At 63.8% G+C, this 16,931-nt stretch carries 15 protein-coding genes; 8 read left to right on the forward strand and 7 right to left on the reverse strand.

Annotated features, from left to right (window positions below; all coding sequences use genetic code 11):
- The first annotated feature begins 29 nt into the window (after nucleotides 1-29).
- The gene (gene ppdK / locus AX703_RS24340; RefSeq protein WP_062347877.1) at nucleotides 30-2,675 is read left to right on the forward strand and encodes a pyruvate, phosphate dikinase; all 2,646 of its coding nucleotides are present in this window, start codon (nucleotides 30-32) and stop codon (nucleotides 2,673-2,675) included.
- A 69-nt stretch (nucleotides 2,676-2,744) separates the two neighbouring features.
- Here the strand turns inward: ppdK and AX703_RS24345 are convergent, their stop codons facing one another.
- Nucleotides 2,745-3,476: a methyltransferase domain-containing protein gene (locus tag AX703_RS24345; protein ID WP_369821055.1), complete on the reverse strand. Its 732-nt coding sequence runs from the start codon at nucleotides 3,474-3,476 to the stop codon at nucleotides 2,745-2,747.
- 122 nt (nucleotides 3,477-3,598) lie between these two features.
- Here AX703_RS24345 and AX703_RS24350 point away from each other — a divergent pair, with 122 nt between their 5' ends.
- The 5 genes from AX703_RS24350 (at nucleotide 3,599) to AX703_RS24370 (ending at nucleotide 9,050) form a co-directional block, all read left to right on the forward strand.
- Nucleotides 3,599-4,390: a ComF family protein gene (locus AX703_RS24350; RefSeq protein ID WP_062347882.1), complete on the forward strand. Its 792-nt coding sequence runs from the start codon at nucleotides 3,599-3,601 to the stop codon at nucleotides 4,388-4,390.
- Between the two features lie 423 nt (nucleotides 4,391-4,813).
- On the forward strand, nucleotides 4,814-5,173 hold the full coding sequence (gene hisI, locus AX703_RS24355) for a phosphoribosyl-AMP cyclohydrolase (protein WP_255355114.1): 360 nt from the start codon (nucleotides 4,814-4,816) through the stop codon (nucleotides 5,171-5,173).
- Nucleotides 5,174-5,204: 31 nt separating this feature from the next.
- Nucleotides 5,205-5,681, forward strand: a complete 477-nt coding sequence (locus tag AX703_RS24360; RefSeq protein WP_039331172.1) for a MerR family DNA-binding transcriptional regulator — start codon at nucleotides 5,205-5,207, stop codon at nucleotides 5,679-5,681.
- 29 nt (nucleotides 5,682-5,710) lie between these two features.
- Nucleotides 5,711-7,513, forward strand: a complete 1,803-nt coding sequence (locus AX703_RS24365; RefSeq protein WP_062347884.1) for an acyl-CoA dehydrogenase C-terminal domain-containing protein — start codon at nucleotides 5,711-5,713, stop codon at nucleotides 7,511-7,513.
- A gap of 79 nt (nucleotides 7,514-7,592) precedes the next feature.
- On the forward strand, nucleotides 7,593-9,050 hold the full coding sequence (locus AX703_RS24370; RefSeq protein WP_062347886.1) for a phosphotransferase: 1,458 nt from the start codon (nucleotides 7,593-7,595) through the stop codon (nucleotides 9,048-9,050).
- On the opposite strand, the gene AX703_RS24375 is transcribed toward AX703_RS24370, so the two are convergent.
- The 5 genes from AX703_RS24375 to tyrS all read right to left on the reverse strand — a co-directional run bounded on the left by AX703_RS24375 (nucleotide 9,047) and on the right by tyrS (nucleotide 13,834).
- Nucleotides 9,047-9,751 (reverse strand): dienelactone hydrolase family protein, encoded by a 705-nt coding sequence (locus AX703_RS24375; RefSeq protein ID WP_062347888.1) that lies wholly within the window; start codon nucleotides 9,749-9,751, stop codon nucleotides 9,047-9,049. The genes AX703_RS24370 and AX703_RS24375 overlap by 4 nt on opposite strands.
- Before the next feature lie 5 nt (nucleotides 9,752-9,756).
- Nucleotides 9,757-10,674: a cysteine synthase A gene (gene cysK, locus AX703_RS24380; protein WP_062347890.1), complete on the reverse strand. Its 918-nt coding sequence runs from the start codon at nucleotides 10,672-10,674 to the stop codon at nucleotides 9,757-9,759.
- A 57-nt stretch (nucleotides 10,675-10,731) separates the two neighbouring features.
- Nucleotides 10,732-12,027 carry an MFS transporter gene (locus AX703_RS24385; RefSeq protein WP_369821056.1) on the reverse strand — a complete coding sequence of 432 codons (1,296 nt, stop codon included), beginning with the start codon at nucleotides 12,025-12,027 and terminating at the stop codon, nucleotides 10,732-10,734.
- Nucleotides 12,028-12,123: 96 nt separating this feature from the next.
- Complete coding sequence (locus AX703_RS24390) at nucleotides 12,124-12,462, reverse strand: pilus assembly protein PilZ (RefSeq protein ID WP_062347892.1); 339 nt, start codon at nucleotides 12,460-12,462, stop codon at nucleotides 12,124-12,126.
- Nucleotides 12,463-12,604: 142 nt separating this feature from the next.
- Nucleotides 12,605-13,834 (reverse strand): tyrosine--tRNA ligase, encoded by a 1,230-nt coding sequence (tyrS, locus tag AX703_RS24395; protein ID WP_062347894.1) that lies wholly within the window; start codon nucleotides 13,832-13,834, stop codon nucleotides 12,605-12,607.
- A gap of 47 nt (nucleotides 13,835-13,881) precedes the next feature.
- Here tyrS and AX703_RS24400 point away from each other — a divergent pair, with 47 nt between their 5' ends.
- Nucleotides 13,882-14,424: a DOMON-like domain-containing protein gene (locus AX703_RS24400; RefSeq protein ID WP_062347896.1), complete on the forward strand. Its 543-nt coding sequence runs from the start codon at nucleotides 13,882-13,884 to the stop codon at nucleotides 14,422-14,424.
- Nucleotides 14,421-15,635, forward strand: a complete 1,215-nt coding sequence (locus tag AX703_RS24405; protein WP_062347899.1) for an exo-beta-N-acetylmuramidase NamZ domain-containing protein — start codon at nucleotides 14,421-14,423, stop codon at nucleotides 15,633-15,635. Before AX703_RS24400 ends, AX703_RS24405 begins: the two co-directional genes overlap by 4 nt.
- A 6-nt stretch (nucleotides 15,636-15,641) precedes the next feature.
- Here AX703_RS24405 and AX703_RS24410 read toward each other — a convergent pair whose 3' ends face one another.
- Nucleotides 15,642-16,916, reverse strand: coding sequence for an MFS transporter (locus tag AX703_RS24410; protein ID WP_062347901.1), 1,275 nt, complete (start codon nucleotides 16,914-16,916; stop codon nucleotides 15,642-15,644).
- Nucleotides 16,917-16,931: the final 15 nt, after the last annotated feature.

Genomic DNA, 16,931 nt, shown 5'->3' on the forward strand with positions numbered 1-16,931 from the left:
AGACTTACGCAGGGAGCCTCGTTGGCGGCATGAGCGCATACGTATTCCACTTCGGCGGCGGCGCATCGTCTTCGGACGCGCGGGCCAAGGACAAGACCATCGTCGGCGGCAAGGGATCGAACCTTGCGGAAATGGCCGGGATCGGCCTGCCGGTGCCCCCGGGTTTCACCATCAGCACCGAAGTCTGCACCGCCTACAACGCCAGCGGCAAGGCGTTCGACGCTGCCTTGCGCGCAGGCGTCGCCAACGGCGTTGCCCACATCGAAAGGGCCACCGGCCGCACCTTCGGCGATGCCACCAACCCGCTGCTCGTCTCGGTCCGTTCGGGCGCGCGCGTCTCGATGCCGGGCATGATGGACACCGTCCTCAACCTCGGCCTCAATGACCAGACCGTCGAAGGCCTTGCCGCAGGGTCAGGCGATCCGCGCTTTGCCTGGGACAGCTACCGCCGCTTCATCCAGATGTATTCCGACGTGGTGCTTGGCCTCGATCATCACCGCTTCGAGGACGCGCTGGAAATCGTCAAGGAAGACAACGGCTTCTTCAACGATGTTGAGCTTGGTGCCGAACACTGGCAGGCGCTCGTCGGCGAATACAAGGCTATCGTTGAAGACCAGCTCGGCCGTCCGTTCCCGCAGGACGTCCATGAACAGCTCTGGGGCGCCATCGGCGCCGTGTTCGACAGCTGGGAGTCCGACCGCGCCAAGGTCTACCGCAAGCTCAACGACATTCCGCATGACTGGGGCACCGCCGTCAACGTGCAGGCGATGGTCTTCGGCAACATGGGCGATACTTCGGCCACCGGCGTCGCCTTCACCCGCGATCCCGCGACCGGCGAGAAGGCCTATTACGGCGAATGGCTGGTCAATGCCCAGGGCGAGGACGTCGTCGCCGGCATCCGCACTCCGCAGTACCTGACGCTCGCCGCACGTGAGCGGGCAGGCGCCAAGCCGCTGTCGATGGAAGAGGCGATGCCCGGCGCCTATGCCGAACTCGCCGCCGTGTTCGAGCTGCTCGAAAAGCACTATCGTGACATGCAGGATATCGAATTCACCGTCGAGCAGGGCAAGCTGTGGATGCTGCAGACCCGCTCGGGCAAGCGCACCGCCAAGGCCGCCCTCAAGATGGCGGTAGACATGGTGGCTGAAGGCCTCATCGATGAAGCCACCGCGATCAAGCGCATCGATCCGATGGCTCTCGACCAGCTTCTGCACCCCACGCTCGATCCCAAGGCGCAGCGCGACGTGCTGACCAAGGGCCTGCCGGCATCGCCCGGCGCGGCTTCGGGCGCGGTCGTGTTCGACGCCGATACCGCGCAAGCCCGCGCCGAGCGTGGTGACGCCGTGATCCTCGTCCGCGTCGAAACTTCGCCCGAAGACATCCACGGCATGCACGCTGCCAAGGGCATCCTCACGGCTCGCGGAGGCATGACCAGCCACGCTGCCGTCGTCGCGCGTGGCATGGGCCGCCCTTGCGTCTCGGGCGCGTCGGGCGTGTCGATTGACATGGCCAGCCGGACAGCGAAGATCGGCAACCGCGAGATCAAGGAGGGCGATGTCATCACTCTCGATGGCTCGAACGGCGATGTCATGGCCGGCCTCGTGCCGACGGTGGAGCCGGAACTCGTTGGCGATTTCGGCACCTTGATGACCTGGGCCGACAAGCACCGCCGCATGAAGGTGCGCACCAACGCCGAAACGCCGCTCGATTGCCAGGTCGCGCGCCAGTTCGGGGCCGAAGGCATCGGTCTGTGCCGCACCGAGCACATGTTCTTCGAAGCAGGCCGCATCAGCGCAGTGCGCCAGATGATCCTGGCCGAGGACGAGAAGGGCCGCCGCGCTGCCCTTGCCAAGCTGCTGCCCGAACAGCGCAGCGACTTTCAGTCGATCTTCGAGGTCATGGCGGGCCTGCTCGACCCGCCACTGCACGAATTCCTGCCCCACGCCGACGCCGAGTTCGCCGAACTCGCCGAAGCCACAGGGCTTGGCGTCGAACACCTGAAGCGCCGGGCGGGCGAACTCCACGAATTCAACCCGATGCTGGGCCACCGCGGTTGCCGCCTCGGCATTACCTTCCCGGAAATCTACGAGATGCAGGCCCGCGCCATCTTCGAGGCGGCCTGCGACGTTGCCGAGAAGAGCGGCGATGCACCGATTCCCGAAGTGATGATCCCGCTGGTCGCCACGCGCAAGGAACTCGAAATCCTGCGCGCACTGGTCGACCGGGTCGCGCTCTCGGTTTTCACCGAGAAGGGGCGGACGCTGGAATACATGGTCGGCACCATGATCGAGCTGCCGCGCGCCGCACTGATGGCAGGCGAGATTGCCGAGGAAGCCAAGTTCTTCTCGTTCGGTACCAACGATCTCACCCAGACCACGCTCGGCGTCAGCCGTGACGACGCAGCGCGGTTTCTAAACCCCTACGTCGACCAGGGCATCTACCCGCGCGATCCGTTCGTGAGTCTCGACATTGAAGGCGTCGGCCAACTCGTCGAATTGGCAGCAGAACGTGGCCGCAAGACGCGCCCGGACATCAAGCTCGGTATCTGTGGCGAGCATGGTGGCGATCCGGCTTCCATCGCGTTCTGCGAGAAGACCGGCCTCGATTACGTCTCGGCAAGCCCCTATCGCGTGCCGATTGCACGCCTCGCGGCGGCCCAGGCGGCTCTGGGCTGATAACCTATCTGGAGTGTTTCCCCGGGGAAACACTCCACGTTGGCGCGTCGAACTTGCCTTGTGGGCGGCTCAAAACTTGGGCGGGCGCAGGGCCTTCGCCCAGCCGCTGAGTGTCAGAATCTCGAACCTTTCGTTAATCTTGCCATCGGAATCCCGGCGCGCGTCAAAAGCTGCATGTGCGCGGGCCAGAGCGGCCTTTCCCAGCGGTGCGCCGGGGCGGGCGAGGCAGTTGCCTAGGCCCTGGCTACGCAAGTCAGCGATCATTCCGGCGAACGAGCGGAACCGCACGTCCACGTGATGGCTGTCGATCACCGGGTCAGCAAAACCGGCCCGCTGCAACAGCTGCCCGCCAGCGCGCACGTCGACTTGAGGATGGATGCGCGGGGAAGGGCGGTCACCATCGGCTTCGAGCATGATTGCTCGCAACGCCGGTAGCGACCCCGCCCCGAGGAAACACGCAATCATCAACCCGCCATCGGCCAGAGCGCGGCGCAGGTGCACCAGCGCGCCGGGCAGATCATTGACGGTATCGAGTGTGCCGAGGCTGGCGATGAAGTCGTACTCGGCAGGGGCAGGGTAGGGCGCCTCTTCGTCGACCAGCACGTCTCCCAATGCAGGATCGCGGCGGTCGACAGTTGCGCCCGAGGCCGCCAAAGCCGCACCAATCGCGTCGGTCCAGTCACCGATGACCAGAGCCCGCCGGGGTTCGTGGCGGAGGAAGGACAGGCGCTCGATCACGTCCTCGACCATGTCATCGACGATATAGCGCGGCGCCTCCGGAGCCGTTTGCAGATGCGCCATGCGGCGGCGGACGGCATTCCGCCGATTTCGAGCAAAAATAACGGGGGGAGTACTGGCCATTTCCGGGCAGTGCCCGTGTCCGCCGGTCTTGCCAAGAGGGGCATTCGTGCGACGATGCGGCAATGCCTTTGTCTGCTGCGCAATTCTCCGCCGCGTTGACGCCGATCGTCGACTTCGTGTTCCCGCCCCGCTGCCCGCTGTGTGGCAGTCCCGTGGCGGCGCATGGGGGGCTTTGCCTGGGCTGCTGGGGCAAGATCGTCGTCCCGTCCGGCACTTGCTGCAAGCTCTGTCAGCGCCCGATGGGGGAACAGCACGGGGCAGAGGCTGACCTGCTCTGCGCGCCGTGCATGGCAGAGCCACCCAGGCACACCGGTATCGCCGCTGCGACGCTCTATAACGAACCGTCCCGCGCGCTGGTGCTGGCTCTCAAGCATGGACGGCGAATCGGGCTTGCGCCGATGATGGCCCGGATGATTCTGCCAAGGCTCGCCGGACTTGAAGGAGAATGGCTTGTTGTGCCGGTGCCGCTCCACCGCTGGCGGCTGATGCGGCGCGGATTCAACCAGTCGGCTCTTCTGGCGCGGGAACTTGCGAGATTGACCGGCCAGCGACTCATGGTTGATGGACTGCTTCGCCCGCGGGCGACGCCGTCACTTGGCGGTCTGAACCGCAAGGCTCGAGCCCGCGCGCTTACCGGTGCGATTCAGCCCAATCCGCGCCTCGCTTCGCGCTTGTCAGGAGCGCGCGTCTTGCTGGTCGATGACGTGATGACCAGCGGCGCGACGACGGATTCCTGCATGGTGGCACTGCGCAAGGCCAAGGTGGCCGAGGTGAAGATTGCCTGCTTTTCGCGGGTTCTCGACGAAGCCCTTGATAGTCTGCGCGCTCTCCCGGAGCCGGATGTGCAGGGCTGATGCCGACGACAACAGGAAACGCCCGGAACCGAAGTTCCGGGCGCCCTCGTGACGAAAATCTTGCGGCGTCCGCGTTGACCGCGATACCGACGGCCCCCTGACCGTCCCGCTTTTACCCTCACCATCCGGTCTCGCTTCGCGCGGCCCCTTTGGGCCTGCTGCGAGGCAGCCAACCGGCCCCTCATCAAGTGTCCCTGAACATTGGCGCTACGTCCATTGCCGCCCGGTTGCGGGCTGGCGGTTCAGTTGACGGTTCCCTCAAACCGCTGCGTCTTCATCACCCATTCATGCTTTGGACGGAAGCAGATTGTGCGTCGGGTTATGGATTTTGCGAGCCTGTGTGGTTATCCTGCAACAAATCCGCCACGAAGCGGCAATCCGAAAAGGGCAGCGAGCACTTTGTCAACCACCAGCGATACCGCTTTGCGCGAGCAGGGCACTGAATTGATGCCGAAATTCGACTCCAACGGGCTGTTGACCGCGGTTGCTGTCGACCATGGCACAAATGCGCTTCTGATGCTGGCACACATGAATCGCGAAGCCTTGGAGCGGACGCTCGAGACCGGCTTTGCGCACTTCTTCTCACGTTCGCGCGGCAAGCTGTGGATGAAGGGTGAAAGCTCAGGCCACGTGCTAAAGATCGTCGAGATCAGGGTGGATTGCGATCAGGACGCGCTGGAACTTCGGGTCGAACCGGCGGGTCCAGCGTGTCACACGCTGGCGCCGACCTGCTTCTATCGTCGCATTACTCCGGAAGGCTCGTTGCAACGCATCGTCGATTGACGCTTACGTAAAGGTTAGTTAGCTTGGCGACATGTCACAGCATGCCGCCACAGCGACTCGCGATCCGTCTGCACAGAACGAGCACACCGGGCATCTCGATCAGCCCGATGCGCTCAAGCGTGACCAGTTCACCATTTCCGATCTTTCCAACGAGTTCGGGGTGACGGCCCGTGCACTGCGCTTCTATGAAGACGAAGGGCTGATCGCGCCCGAACGGATCGGGCTGTCACGCATCTATTCCAAGCGGGACCGCGCGCGTCTCGCCTGGATCATGCGCGCCAAGAACGTGGGTTTCAGCCTCGCCGAGATTCGCGACATGATCGATCTTTACGACATGGGTGACGGGCGCGCCGAGCAGCGCCGAGTCACGATTGCCAAGTGTCGTGAGCGGATCGAGAACCTGCGTCGCCAACAGGCGGACATTGCTGCGACCATCGACGAGCTGACCAGCTTTGTCGATCTCGTCATCGCCAAGGAGCGGTCTGAAGGCCGCGATCCAACGGTCTGAAGGCCGAACGCTTAAAGGGACAGGACCAAATGCCGATCTACAACGCGCCGACCCGCGACACCCGTTTCGTCGTCAACGAACTGATCCGCCTTGAAAGCTATGGCAACCTGCCGGGCTTCGAGAGCGCAACGCCGGATATGACCGATGCGATCATCGAGGAAGCAGGACGCTTCGTTTCCGAGGTCATCGCACCGCTCAACCTTTCAGGCGACAGGGAAGGCTGCACCCGCCATCCCGATGGCAGCGTGACCACGCCGACCGGGTTCAAGGACGCCTACCGCCAGTATGTCGAAGGGGGTTGGGGGACACTCTCCGCGCCCGAAGCCTACGGCGGTCAGGGGCTCCCCCACGTGATGGGCTTCATCATGGAGAAGTACCTCGCCACGGCCAACCAGGCATTTGCGATGTACCCCGGCCTTGCCAATGGCGCGATCTCGGCAATCATCGCCAAAGGCTCGCCCGAGCAGCAGGCCAAGTACCTGCCCAAGATGGTCACCGGCGAATGGCTCGGAACCATGAACCTGACCGAGCCGCATTGCGGCACCGACCTCGGCATGATCCGCACCCGCGCCGAACCGCAGGCCGATGGTTCCTACGCCATCACCGGCACCAAGATCTTCATCTCGGCGGGCGATCATGACCTGACCGAGAACATCATCCACCTCGTTCTCGCCAAGACGCCGGGTGCCCCGGAATCGAGCAAGGGCATTTCACTGTTCATTGTCCCAAAGTTCATCGTCAATGACGACGGTTCGCTGGGCGAGAAGAACGGCGTCTCGGTCGGGTCGATCGAGGAAAAGATGGGCATTCACGGCAACGCCACCTGCGTCATGAATTATGACGGGGCGAAGGGCTGGATGGTCGGCGAGGAGAACAAGGGCCTTGCCGCCATGTTCATCATGATGAACGCCGCGCGCCTTGGCGTGGGCATGCAGGGGCTGGCGCAGGCCGAAGTCGCCTATCAGAACGGCCTTGCCTATGCGCTTGACCGCCGCCAGGGCCGCGCTCTGACGGGGCCGGCCGATCCGCAGGCCAAAGCTGATCCGATCATCGTTCACCCCGACGTGCGCCGCATGCTGATGGACGCCAAAACCTTCATCGAGGGCATGCGCGCGCTGTGCCTGTGGGGCGCGCTGCAGGTCGACCTGTCGCACAAGGCGGCGACGGCAGAGGAGCGCCAGATGGCTGACGACCTGATCAGCCTGCTGACCCCGGTGATCAAGGGCTATGGCACCGACATGGGCTACAAGGTGGCCACCGACATGCAGCAGGTCTGGGGCGGTCACGGCTATATTGCCGAGAATGGCATGGACCAGTTTGTCCGCGATGCGCGCATTGCGATGATCTACGAAGGCACCAATGGCGTTCAGGCGATGGACCTTGTCGGGCGCAAGCTGGCGCTGAACGGCGGGCGCGCGATCCAGGCGTTCTTTGCGCTGATCGATGCCGAGTGTGCCGAAGAGTCCTCGGATGAGACGGTAAAGCTCGTCGGCGAACGTCTCGCCAAGGCCAACGGCGAACTGAAGGCCGCGACGATGTGGTTCATGCAGAACGCCATGGCCAACCCGAACAACCTTGGCGCCGGCGCCTATGCCTACATGACGTTGACGGGCATCGTGTCCCTCGGCCTGATGTGGCTGCGCATGGCAAAGGTTGCGGCTGCTGCCCTGGCAGATGGCACCGAAGACAAGGCGTTCTACGAGGCCAAGCTGACCTGCGCCCGCCATTGGGCAACGCGCTATACCACCGAAGCCGGGGCGCTGCGCCGCCAGGTGGAGGCCGGTGGCGATACGATCATGGCGCTGACGCCGGAGCAGCTCGCCATCGCCTGATGCGGTGATCTGACAAGTCGGCTCGCTTGACGGGCTGCGCCTCGCTGAGGCCTAGTTCTGCCGATAACGGGAGACAGGCATGATCAGGCGCAGCCCCAAGGAGCTTATCGAGCTCTACTGGACGGAAGTCTGGAACAACCGCAACGCTGAACTCATTCGAGAGCTCTGTGCCGATCCGATTGTTCGTCACGATCCCGGCAGTGTGACGGCGCTTTCGCTCGAGGACCAGATTGCGCGGGTGCGTCAGCAGAGCGAAAAGGCTGAGCCGTACTTCGAGCACGAAGTGCTGCATGCCGACGATACCTATGTGACCTCGGTGTGGAACATGCACACCCGCAAGGGTGAGCGGATCGAACTCTGCGGAATCGAAGTGTTCAAGGCGGTCGACGGCAAGTTCACCGACTGCTGGAATTCGAGCTACGTTGCCGGTCGCTGGGGGCGTGAAGGCGACGCCTCGGTGCCGCAGGACCTGCCCGAACCTGCGCTTGTTGCCACGATGGACGGGATCACGCCCGCATGGCTGCAGGCGGTGTTCCAGCATGGAGATGTGCCTGCGCCGAGGGTGAGCCTCGTTGCCACAAAACCCATCGGACACGGCAATCTGTCGCAGACGATCCGGGCGGCGGTAACCTACAATGCGAACGCGGCGGATGCGGTTGGGTCCGTCATCTGCAAGATCACATCGGGCATTCCGCAGGCCGTGTCCGTGGCGGGCGATTATGGCGTCTATCACCGGGAGTGCGAGGTCTACCGGTTCCTTGGGCCTGTGCCGCCGCTCGCTACGCCGCGCGCCTATTGGGCCAGGACCGGCGCAGACGGTCGCACGATCAATCTCGTGCTCGAGGACCTGTCTGAGCGAGCCCGTCCGGGAGACCAGATCGCCGGCTGCAGCGTGGCCGAAGCAGGGGCGGTGGCGCGCGAACTCGCAGCGCTGCATTCGGCAACCTGGGGTGATCCGCGCTTGGATGCAGCCGATTGGCTGTTTGATCGCGCGGCGCTTGCAGGGCGGTCTGCCGAGGGGTTCGCGCTCGCTGTGACGGAGTGGAAGCGGCGCTTTGCCGGAAGAGCAGAGCCCGCGCTGATCGACGCAATAGAGAGTTTCGTGCCGCGCATTCGCGGGCATATCGAAGCTGCGGCGAAGGGGGACGCGCTAATTCACGGCGAGCCCCGCGTCGACAATGTCCTGTTCGAGGATACGCCAGAGGGCCCACGCGCCTGGCTGATCGATTGGCAATTTGCCGCGCGCGGCAGTCCGATGTTCGACCTTGCCTATTTCTTGTCGGGTTCACTTTCGCCTGAGGATCGCCGGGCTTGCGAGGCCGCGTTGATTGAACGCCATGTTGCAGCGATGGCGGAGGTTGCACCCGAGTGGGGACTCGAACAGGCGCGGGCCGAATATGCGATGGCCTTGCCCGTCCCCTTGCAGTTCACGGTAGGGGCGATCCTCGCCATGCCGGAGAGCGATCACGGCGATCGGTTGCTGCTGACCCTTGCCGAGCGCAATGTTGCAGCGCTGCGGGACTGGGGTCTGGCCTAGCCGAGGACTTCGTCAAGCAGTTCCATCAACGCAGCCCAGCTCTGGCGGTCGGCGCTGGCGTCATAGCCGATGGCGGCCATGCCCCGCTCGTCGCTGCCCGGATCGGTGAAGCCGTGGCGCACGCCGCTGTAGCTGTGGAAGTGCCAGTTGGCCCCGGCAGCGTCCATTTCCTCCCAGAACGCCATGACTTGCGTGCGCGGAACCATCGGGTCGGCGTCGCCATGGCAGACCAGGATCCGGGCTTTCACGGCATCGGGTGCGGCGGGGGCCTGCGTGTCGAGCAGGCCGTGGAAGCTGGCGGCCAGGACGAGTTCCGCCCCGTCGCGCGCCAACTCGAGTGCGGCCTGTCCGCCCATGCAGTAGCCGATCGCGGCAACGGGCAGACCTTGCGCTTCCGCTCGCCCGGTCAGAGCAGCAAGGGCGGCGTGCAGGCGCCGGCGGTAGCTTTCCGCGCTTGCGCGCAATGGCCCCGCCAGTTCACGCGCGTGGTCGAAATCGCGGACCTGTACGCCGTAGAAATCGGCGACCATCGCCAGACAACCCGCCTGCGCCAGCATGTGGGCGCGGCGGATCATCGGGGCATTGCAGTTGGCGATCGTCGGCAGGACCAGCACGGCTGCGCGGGGCGGCCCCTCAGGCTTCACCAGAAAGCCGGTGAGGGCCACGTCGCCGTCGGCGTAATCGACCTGTTCGACCGCCATCGCGCTTACTCCGGCAGGAAGTCCGGAACCGAAAGATAGCGCTCGCCGGTATCATAGTTGAAGCCGAGCACGCGGCTGCCGGCGGGCAGGGTTTCAAGCTTCTGGGCAATCGCCGCCAAGGTCGCGCCTGAGGAAATGCCTACGAGGATGCCTTCCTTGGCCGCGCACTGCCGCGCCATTTCCTTGGCATCGGCCGGATCGACGGTAATGGCTCCGTCGATAGACCTGGTGTGCAGGTTGCCGGGAATGAAACCGGCGCCGATGCCTTGGATCGGGTGAGGGGCCGGCTGTCCGCCCGAGATGACCGGCGAAAGCGTCGGCTCAACCGCGTAGGCTTTCATCGAGGGCCAGTGCTTCTTCAGCTCCTCGGCGCAGCCGGTGAGGTGGCCGCCGGTGCCGACCCCGGTGATCAGAACGTCGATCGGCTCGCTGGCGAAATCCTTGAGGATTTCCTGGGCCGTCGTCCGTACGTGGACGGCGACGTTGGCAGGATTATCGAACTGCTGGGGCATCCACGCACCCTCAGTCGATTCGACGAGTTCGCGGGCGCGCTCGATGGCGCCCTTCATGCCCTTTTCACGCGGGGTGAGGTCGAAGGTGGCGCCATAGGCGAGCATCAGCCTGCGGCGTTCGAGCGACATCGATTCGGGCATGACGAGGACCAGCTTGTAGCCCTTGACCGCTGCGGCCATGGCAAGACCGATACCGGTGTTGCCCGAGGTCGGCTCGATGATCGTGCCGCCGGGCTTGAGGCTGCCATCAGCCTCTGCTGCCTCGATCATGGCAAGGCCGATCCTGTCCTTGATCGAGCCGCCGGGATTGGCGCGCTCGTTCTTCACCCATACCTCGTGGTCGGGAAACAGGCGGGACAGGCGAACGTGCGGTGTGTTGCCGATAGTGGCGAGGATGGAATCCGCTCTCATGTCGCTTGGCTCCTCTTGGTGAAGGGATTGGCTGGAGTCTTGGGGGACAGCCTAGGACTATCTGTACCGCGCTGCAAAGGTTCGCGCGTTCTTCAGTTCCGGGAAAAGGAAAAACCACGCCGCCGTCACGGCAATGGCGCTGATGCCGCCGAAGATCACGGCGCCGACAGCACCGATCAGGGCCGCGGCCACGCCCGATTGCATTTCGCCCAGTTCGTTGGATGCCGAAATGGCCAAGCCGGAGATGGAGGAGACACGTCCGCGAACGTCATCCGGGGTGTGCAACTGCACGAGCGTGCTACGGATGAATACCGAAACCATATCCCCCGCGCCGATGCCGACCAGCATCAGCAGCGACAGGTAATAGTTCGTCGATAGTCCGAAGCCGATGGTGAAGAGGCCGAAGATCACGACGCCCAATAGCATCTTGTTACCGACATTCTGCGTGATTGGCTTGCGGGCCAGGACGAACGCGACAAGCGCAGCACCGAGGCCCGGCATTGCCCGCATCAAGCCGAGGCCATCCGCGCCGACCGGTCGTCCGTCGATGAAGAGAATGTCGCGGGCGAAAACCGGCAGCAGTGCGGTGGCTCCGCCAAGAAGCACGGCAAATAGATCGAGCGTGACGCAACCGAGCAGGAACCGGTCGTTCCACACGAACGAGAGGCCTTGGAGAATCTGGCGCAAGGGGTGCGCGTTGCGGTTGCCTTCCGGCGGCGGAATCCTGCGGATGCCAAAGATGCAGAAAGCGCCCAGCGCCAGCAACCCGGTCGACAACCAATAGGGCAGGGACGGGTGCCCTGCGAAAAGCAGGCCAGCAATGGCCGGGCCGCCGACCGAGCCGGTCTGCCATGCCATCGAATTGATCGCCACCGCCTTTGGCATCAGTTCTGCAGGTACGACATTGGGTGCAATGGAGGATAGCGCAGGGCCGATAAAGACGCGCGCGGTTCCGTGGAGAGCGCCAAGCCCGAACAGCAAAGGTAACGACAGGGCCTCGGCATAAGTGCAGAGCGCGAGTGACAGGGCGACAACCAGGTCGATGCACATCGCAAGCCCCGCAACGTTGCGCCGATCGAACCGGTCGGCGACCACTCCGGCTACGGGAGTAAGCAGAAACAGCGGCAGAAACTGCGCAAGGCCGAGCAAGCCAAGCTGGAATGCGGCCCGGGCGATCGACATCCCGTATTGTCCGCGGGCAACGTCATAAAGCTGGTACCCGAGGATCACTACCATTCCCGATGTCGCAAGCACCGAAAAAAAGCGGGCGATCCAGAATCGCCGGTAATCGGGAATGGCAAGCGGGGAGGAGGGCGAAGCCGAAGTCGGGGAATCAGGAGGAGCTGTGGTCACGGCCGGTGCAATGCCAGCCGACCGGGACGATGCCAAGAAAGCAAAATTTGTGGCCGGCGCAGCAACTGGGCTGCGGCAAGGACCATGCGCAGAGCGTCAGCCCTGACTGCGCGGCCGGGGTCCGGGCTGGATGGCGCGGATCAGCTTGTTGAAATCATCAAGGCGGATGATTCGCTCGAACTGGAAACCTGCGCGATCGCCGTCGGTCCACACGAGAAAGGCCTCAATGCGTCCGATGACCGGCAGCCGCACCGTAACGCGTTCTCCTCGGCCAAGATCGCCGCAGCCATTGGCCATGAACCCGGTTGTCGAGATATTGGCGAACTGCAGCATGATGTCGCCCCGTGCGCGATGTTCCCCGATCACGGGCAAATTGACCGGGTGCCGGGTGGAACGACGCAGATCGGTGACTGAAAGCTGGGCTCCGCCGCGCATCGTTCCTCCTGGCGCATGAGTGACTATGCCGGAAGATATAGAACCGAAATGGCGAACAATTAGTAAAGCTGCGGCAGAGGCTTGCCGGAACTGGCAGACCTCTGCCGTTATGGATCACGTAAGATTGACGAGAGCACGCATGTCAGGCGCGCCGAAGGATGCCGTGCTTCTTCTTGCCCGACGAGATGCGGATCTCTTCGGAGGACAGGGCAATGCGATAGCTTTCGTCAGTGATCGGCTCGCCCGCGACTTTCGCGCCCCCACCGGCCACAAGGCGCTTCGCCTCCCCTCTGCTGGCTGCAAAGCCAAGACCGACAAGCGCATCGATGATTCCGATGCTGTCTTGGGCTGATTCGAAAACGGGCAGGTCCTGACCGAGCCCGCCGCCAGCGAAGGTCGCCGAGGCGGTGGCTTCGGCCGCCTTGGCGGCTTCTTCGCCACGCACAAGCCGGGTTACCTCGTTGGCCAGAACGACTTTCGCGGCATTGATCTCGCTACCTTCCAGGGCCTCGAGCCGCTTGATCTCGTCGAGAGGGAGATCGGTGAACAGGCGCAGGAACTTGCCGACATCGCGGTCATCCGTGTTGCGCCAGAACTGCCAGAAATCCCACGCAGGCAGCGCGTCCTCGTTGAGCCACACCGCGCCGGCCGCAGTCTTGCCCATCTTCTTGCCATCGGCGGTGGTGAGCAGCGGCGTCGTCAGACCGAAGACTTCCTTGCCATCCTTGCGGCGGGTGAGTTCGATGCCGTTGACGATATTGCCCCACTGGTCCGAGCCACCCATCTGCAGGCGCACGCCCATCGCCTTGTTTAGATGATGAAAATCATAGCCCTGCAGGATCATGTAGTTGAATTCGAGGAAGGTCATCGGCTGTTCACGCTCAAGCCGCAGCTTGACCGAATCGAACGTGAGCATGCGATTGACCGTGAAGTGCGTGCCGACTTCCTGGAGCAATTCGATGTAGCCCAGTTTGCCCAGCCAATCGTGATTGTTGACCATCACGGCGTCGGTAGGGCCATCGCCGAACGTGAGCAGCTTCGAGAACACCGTGAAGATCGAGGCGATGTTGTCCTCGATCGTCTGGTCCGACAGCATCTTGCGGCTCTCGTCCCGTCCCGTCGGGTCGCCGATACGGGTCGTGCCGCCGCCCATCAGCACCACCGGCTTGTGCCCGGCCTGCTGGAGGCGGCGCAGCATCATGATCTGCACGAGGCTGCCGACGTGGAGCGATGGCGCAGTGGCGTCAAAGCCGATATAGCCCGGCACCACGCCCTCGCTGGCCAGCTTGTCGAGCCCTTCGGCATCGGTCAGCTGATGAATGTAGCCGCGCTCGTCGAGCAGGCGGAGGAGGGTGGATTGGTACTGGGTCATCGGAGCCTTCTTTCCTGTGGCGGCGCGCCTAGCACGGAGAACAGCGCTTGGAAACGTTCGAGCTTGTGCATCACCCCACGACGCCGCCGCTTGGCGTTACCGGACTTTCCGCGCGGATACTTGCGCTCGAGCCGCGATGGTTGACCTTGCGCTGGCGGGTGGAGGGCGCAGGGCGCATCGTGTTGCCACCGTTTGCAGGCAAGGTCCGGGCTGATGGCCTTTGGCAGACGACGTGCTTCGAGCTTTTCATGAGGCCTCAGCATCGCGAGGACTATGTCGAGTTCAACTTCTCGCCTTCGCAGGCGTGGGCGGCCTATGATTTTTGCGGCTATCGCGAGGGGATGGTTGAGCGTGCGATGCCTCGTCCACCGGTCTGCACGCCGCGCCGGGGGCAGTCAGTGCTGATCTTCGACGTCGCGCTGCCCACGGCGGCCTTGCCCGCGCTTCCTTTCGAGTACGGGTTGACTGCGGTGATCGAGGAAGAGGGCGGGCACAAGTCATACTGGGCGATGGCCCACCGTGAAGACCGGCCAGATTTCCATCACGCGTCTTGCTTCGCGAGCCGCCTTGAGGCACCGCACCAGCCATGAAATTCGGTATCGACCGGCTGCTTGCCGACCCCGCCCTGAGGAAGCCACTTGAAGGAAAGCGCGTCGCGCTGGTGGCCCATCCGGCCTCGGTCACCGAAGGCCTGGTCCATTCGCTCGATGCGCTGATCGCCGGCGGCATCAACATCACGTCCGCCCTTGGCCCGCAGCATGGCCTCAAGGGCGACAAGCAGGACAACATGGTCGAGACCGCCGACGAGATGGACCCGATCTACGGCATCCCCGTGTTCAGCCTATATGGCGAGGTGCGCCGGCCGACCGCGGCAATGATGGACACTGCGGAGGTGTTCCTGTTCGACCTGCAGGACCTCGGCTGCCGCATCTACACCTTCGTCACCACGCTGCTCTATCTGCTTGAGGCCGCGTCCGAGTCCAACAGGGATGGCGGCACCGGCAAGGCGGTATGGGTGCTTGACCGGCCCAATCCCGCGGGCCGCCCTGTCGAAGGCACCACGCTGCTGCCGGGCTGGGAGAGCTTCGTTGGTGCAGGCCCGATGCCGATGCGGCATGGAATGACGCTGGGCGAGATGGGCGCATGGTTCGTGGAGCACTTCAAGCTCGACGTCGACTACCGCGTGATCACCATGGAGGGCTGGGAGCCTGAAGGGCCCGGCTTCGGTTGGCCGCAGAGGAGGATCTGGATAAACCCTTCGCCCAACGCCGCCAGTCTCAACATGGCGCGAGCCTATGCCGGGACCGTGATGATCGAGGGCGCGACCTTGTCCGAAGGGCGCGGCACGACGCGGCCGCTGGAAGTGCTGTTCGGGGCGCCCGACGTTGACGCCAAGGCCGTCCTTGCCGAAATGCGCAGCTTCGCGCCGCAATGGATGGAGGGATGCGCCATCCGCGAATGCTGGTTCGAGCCGACCTTCCACAAGCATGCGAAAACACTTTGCAATGCGCTGATGATCCATGCCGAGGGCGAGTTCTACGATCACCACGCGTTCCGTCCGTGGCGGCTGCAGGCGCTGGCCTTCAAGGCCATCCGCAGGCTCTATCCGGATTACCCGATCTGGCGCGATTTTCCTTACGAGTACGTTTTCGACAAGCTGGCGATCGACGTGATCAATGGCGGCACTGCGCTGCGCGAGTGGGTGGACGATGCGGCCAGCACTGCGGACGATCTCGACGCCTTGGCAGGAGCCGATGAGACGGCGTGGATCGAAGAGCGGGCGCGCTTCCTGCTTTACTGACGAACCTCAGGCTGAGGCTGCCTGTGTCCGCCGCGGGGCGCTCTCGTGCATCAAGGCCATTGCCAGAAGGGCCACGGCGGCGGCCGAGACCATGTACCAGGCGACGGCCATCGGATTTCCGGTGACTTTCAGCAGCCAGGTGATCACCAACTGCGTCGATCCGCCCAGGAACGTGACGGGCAGGGCATATACCAGTGCGAAGGTGCGGGCGCGGCTTGCCTTGGGCAGGCTTTCGGCAATTGCGGCATAGACGGCACCGCTCGGCAAGGTCGACACGAAGGCCAGCAAGCCGTTGATGGCAATGAACATCACCGGATCGTGCGTGCCAGTCACCGTGATGTAAGCGGGCACGATCGCCAGCGTGAAAGCCAATGTCGGCCAGATCATCAGTGGCCGCCGCCCGAACCGGTCGCTCATCCAGCCGCCGAGCAGGATCGCGAAGAACCGCGCGACATTTACCGCCAGCGTGCTGCCCAGCGAGATGCTGGCAGAATAGCCCAGAGTGTTCTGGCCATAGGTCGCCATGTAGTTGAACAGGTAGGTGGCGATGGTCGCGCCCGAGATCATCATCATCCCGAGAATGACGGTGCGCCAGACTCCGGCAGGAACGTGACCGGTGGGCAGGTGGTCCGGCGCATGGATCGTTTCGGGCAGGGAGCTGCGGATCCACAGCGAGAAGGGCACGATCACCGTGCCCAGCAACAGGGCCACTCGCCAGCCCCAGGCAGTCAACTGGTCAGGCGTGAGGACAAGGCTGAGGCCGAGACCGACCAGCGATCCGGCCGATGATGCAATGGCCTGACTCGCACCTTGCCAACTGATCGACCAGCCACGCCGATGATCCTGCGCGGTTTCGAGCATGTAGGTCGTGGCCGAGCCCACTTCGCCGCCCAAAGCAAAACCCTGCAGCAGGCGCGCCAGCACCACGACCACTGGCGCAACGGCACCGATGGCGGCATAGGACGGCGTGAGCGCGAGGACCGCGACCGAGATGCCCATCAGGGTCATACTCATGAGCATCGCCGGCTTGCGTCCGTGCCGATCTGCCCATGCGCCGATCGCCCATGCGCCAAGCGGGCGACCAATAAAGCCGACGCCGAAAGTCGCCAACGAGGCCATCAGGCTGACAAACGGATCTTCCGAAGGGAAGAATACCTTGCCGATCTGGATCGCGAAAAAGCTGAAGGTGATGAAATCGTAGAATTCCAGCGCATTGCCGGTTGTGGCGGCAATCACCGCGCGTCGGGCAAGCTTACGCTCTTCTACGGTATGCCCTGACACGATCGCTCCCGTTGA

The organism is Novosphingobium sp. CCH12-A3 (assembly GCF_001556015.1).
Taxonomy (GTDB): Bacteria; Pseudomonadota; Alphaproteobacteria; order Sphingomonadales; family Sphingomonadaceae; genus Novosphingobium; species Novosphingobium subterraneum.

Coding starts and splice junctions, on each gene's coding strand:
- ppdK (WP_062347877.1), top strand. CDS start 30: ATGAGCGCATACGTATTCCACTTCGGCGGCGGCGCATCGTCTTCGGAC.
- AX703_RS24345 (WP_369821055.1), bottom strand. CDS start 3,476: ATGGCGCATCTGCAAACGGCTCCGGAGGCGCCGCGCTATATCGTCGAT.
- AX703_RS24350 (WP_062347882.1), top strand. CDS start 3,599: ATGCCTTTGTCTGCTGCGCAATTCTCCGCCGCGTTGACGCCGATCGTC.
- AX703_RS24360 (WP_039331172.1), top strand. CDS start 5,205: ATGTCACAGCATGCCGCCACAGCGACTCGCGATCCGTCTGCACAGAAC.
- AX703_RS24365 (WP_062347884.1), top strand. CDS start 5,711: ATGCCGATCTACAACGCGCCGACCCGCGACACCCGTTTCGTCGTCAAC.
- AX703_RS24370 (WP_062347886.1), top strand. CDS start 7,593: ATGATCAGGCGCAGCCCCAAGGAGCTTATCGAGCTCTACTGGACGGAA.
- AX703_RS24375 (WP_062347888.1), bottom strand. CDS start 9,751: ATGGCGGTCGAACAGGTCGATTACGCCGACGGCGACGTGGCCCTCACC.
- cysK (WP_062347890.1), bottom strand. CDS start 10,674: ATGAGAGCGGATTCCATCCTCGCCACTATCGGCAACACACCGCACGTT.
- AX703_RS24390 (WP_062347892.1), bottom strand. CDS start 12,462: ATGCGCGGCGGAGCCCAGCTTTCAGTCACCGATCTGCGTCGTTCCACC.
- tyrS (WP_062347894.1), bottom strand. CDS start 13,834: ATGACCCAGTACCAATCCACCCTCCTCCGCCTGCTCGACGAGCGCGGC.
- AX703_RS24405 (WP_062347899.1), top strand. CDS start 14,421: ATGAAATTCGGTATCGACCGGCTGCTTGCCGACCCCGCCCTGAGGAAG.